The 3,211-nt window shown below is 26.3% G+C and carries 2 protein-coding genes; both read right to left on the bottom strand.

Annotated elements, in window-relative coordinates; genetic code table 11:
• Positions 1–86 precede the first annotated feature (86 nt).
• Positions 87–1,547 carry a Mur ligase family protein gene (locus tag BGI41_RS07375; protein WP_088540034.1) on the bottom strand — a complete coding sequence of 487 codons (1,461 nt, stop codon included), beginning with the start codon at positions 1,545–1,547 and terminating at the stop codon, positions 87–89.
• Between the two features lie 193 nt (positions 1,548–1,740).
• Positions 1,741–2,934: an aconitase X catalytic domain-containing protein gene (locus BGI41_RS07370; RefSeq protein ID WP_088540031.1), complete on the bottom strand. Its 1,194-nt coding sequence runs from the start codon at positions 2,932–2,934 to the stop codon at positions 1,741–1,743.
• Positions 2,935–3,211: the final 277 nt, after the last annotated feature.

Raw genomic sequence — 3,211 nt, 5'->3', positions numbered from 1 at the left:
AAACAACAAACCCACAAAAAAACAAGAAAAAAGAAATAAAAAAACAACAAACCCACAAAAAAACAAGAAAAAAGAAATAAATTTAATTATTCTTCATAATCAAATTTACCTTCATATTCTAAACAACCTTCTTTAAGACCTCTTTTAATACTAGATACACTTCTTTCTCTATCATGCATAATAACAGGCCCAATATGAAGAATAATATCTCCTGGTTTTGAATATTTAATACAAAGTTTAGAACCATTTTCCATAGTATCTGCAACTACACCTTTAGCTTTAGTATTTTTAGAACCTTCAATAATTGCTTCTGCAGCAGACATTTCTACTTTTTGATCAACTTCATTAAATCCAGTTGCAACTATTACATTAACATATTTACCACAAAGTCTACCTACTTCTTGTTTATCTCTTTTAGTTGTAGTATCAAAGTTATCTAATAAAAGAACAACATTATCATCTTTAAAGTATTCCATAGTAAGTCTCATACCTTCATATAAAAATGCAGAATCAAGAATTACTTCACGACCATTATATTTACCAATATTTTCCATATGAACTTCAAGACCTTTAAATTTACTTAAAGCTTTAATAATAGATTTTTCACTTAAACCATAAGTTAAAGCTGCTGCAGCAGCAGCAGTTGCATTTTCATAGAAATAACTTTTCATATGGAAAGGTGAGGTGAAACTTCCATTAATTGGACCAACACCTGTTTTTAATTTATCAACATCATATTTAATTTCAATAGAACCTTTAGAACCAATACCTATAAAATTACAGAAACTTGTATCCCATTCAGGGTTTTCCCATCCATAATACAATACATCATCTCTATTAGTACGTTCTTCAAGAAGTTCTTTTAAATGATTACTTGCAATTAATGTTTCACTATCACGAGCTATGAAAAGTTTTCTATTGATATATTTATCCATAGATCCTCCAAACTCAGATAAATGATCTTCATGAATATTTAAGAATATTCCAACTTTTATATTAATATTTGGGAAAAGTCCTGCAGTTCCATGAGGAATTTCAAATACACATATATCACATTCATCATTTTTACCATTAACAATACCATCAACTATTACTTCACTTACAAGATTTTGATTAAGTGATGAACATGACCATACATTATATCCTGCAGCTTCAAAGATAGTAGTAGTAATATAAGTTGTTGTTGTTTTACCCATAGTTCCAGTAATACCTATAATATCTAAAGTAATTGAATCATTAATGAATTCACTAACCATTTCATTTGTTAAAACTTTAAAATTTAATTCTTGAACTTTTTTATAGGCATAAGATGTTTTTGGTAAAGTTGGAGCCATATATACATAATCAATATCATTAAACTCTGGTTTTGGATTTCCTAAATCTAATATTACTCCTTCACTTTCCATTTCTAAAAGTCTTTTTTTAAAATCTGGATGAAAATCATCTAATTTTTTAGGATCAGTAATTTCAACATGATTACCTAAATGATTTAATAATCTTGCAACAGGTCTTCCTGCATTTCCAGCTCCAATAATTTTATAATTCATAATATTTACTTCCTAATACAATTGATAAATAATAATTATAAGTTAAAAACTCTAATAAACTATAAAGTTTATTTAAAAAATATATATTCTTATAAAGTTTATTTAATAAATAAATTTAAAATATGTATTTTAAGTCTATTTAAAAAATAAATTTAAGATGAACATATAAAGTCTATTTAAAAAAATAAAAATACTATTCAAAAATTAATAAATTTTCAACATCGTCATATTTTACATCTATGCCTCCCATAGATGGTACATAGTTAGCTGCCTTTGCAGAATTTACACCAATTACTTTATATCCTAAGTCTTCAATTGGAGCAACTACCATACAAGTATCACATACTATATGTCCACCAGCATTTTCAATAATTTTTGTATAACCCATTCTATCTGCAGATGCTTTAATATTAATTGAAGTACAAATCCATAATTCATTTTTAATTTTTTTACCATTAACAATATCTGCAAGATTTTCAATTTCCCTAAGAGAAGCATGAGGACAACCTAAACATACAAGATCTGCATCTTTATCACTTGTAGATAATTTAGATCTAGTATCTTTAATATCAGAACTACTAATATTAATTGAATCATTAACTTCTTCAACACCTACATTTTTATATTCTGGAGTAACTCCTTCAACTTGATATAATGCTACTGCACCAGATGAAGCAAGTGCTGCACCTAAAGTCTTAAGATCATCATTAGTAACTTTTTGATTATCACTTAACTTAAAGTATGGAACACCATCTTTTACTATTTGACCAACTGCATAACCTAAAGCACCAAAATCAGCACCTTTTAATTCAGTATCAACATCAACTTTCAAAGTAACTTTTCTATTTTCATCTAAATGAAAACCATATAATGGTGTTTTACCACATATTGCTGCTGCAAGAGCACCAGGTCCACCTTCACGATTAGTTCTTGCACCAATTACAGAGTTAACATATGCAACTGCAGAAGATTCACTCCATGAAATATGATCTCCAAATCTTGGAACATTTCCAATTAAATAAGGAGTGCAAGTACAAGTTGTATTAATACCAAGTTTACCATATGCATCTACAATTTTATTTTGTTTATCTGCAAAAAATTCTGAAAAACCTAATTCTTTCCAATTATCTAAGTCAACACCTGCAGGATTTAAAGTTGATGGTATACTTGCTTTAGCTTTAGTATCTAAAGCTAAATCTTCTAAATATTCTAAACCTGCTTGACCAATAGTTTTATAAGATACACCTGAAACTTGTGCAGAGCTAATGTCTACAAATTTTTCAGCACCATAAATATCCCCTAAAGCTATTAAAATATCCATACTTTTTCTAATAGTCTCTCCATATTCACCATTAGACATCTTTTCTTCTTCTGGAGTTAAAAACATATTATCCTCTTAATTTATTATTTATCAAATGAGATTTAAACAAATAAAGTCTATAAACTTTATAAATTTATATAAATTATTAATAATTTTTCTAAACTAAACATTTATAAATTTAGTAAATCTCTTAATTCTTATTAAAAATAATAATTTAATTATAATAAGATTTGTTTATTATAATTTTTATATTTTTAATAAAAATTAAAAAAATAAGTTTAATAAATTTTATAATTTTATCTCAAAATATAAAAAATTCAATTAAATATTTGTAAAGTAATCT

Source organism: Methanobrevibacter sp. 87.7 (assembly GCF_002208625.1).
Classification (GTDB): Archaea; Methanobacteriota; Methanobacteria; order Methanobacteriales; family Methanobacteriaceae; genus Methanarmilla.
Note: the sequence above shows the minus strand (reverse complement) of the source record. Positions and strands in the feature narration are given on the sequence as shown.

Coding starts and splice junctions, on each gene's coding strand:
- BGI41_RS07375 (WP_088540034.1), bottom strand. CDS start 1,547: ATGAATTATAAAATTATTGGAGCTGGAAATGCAGGAAGACCTGTTGCA.
- BGI41_RS07370 (WP_088540031.1), bottom strand. CDS start 2,934: ATGTTTTTAACTCCAGAAGAAGAAAAGATGTCTAATGGTGAATATGGA.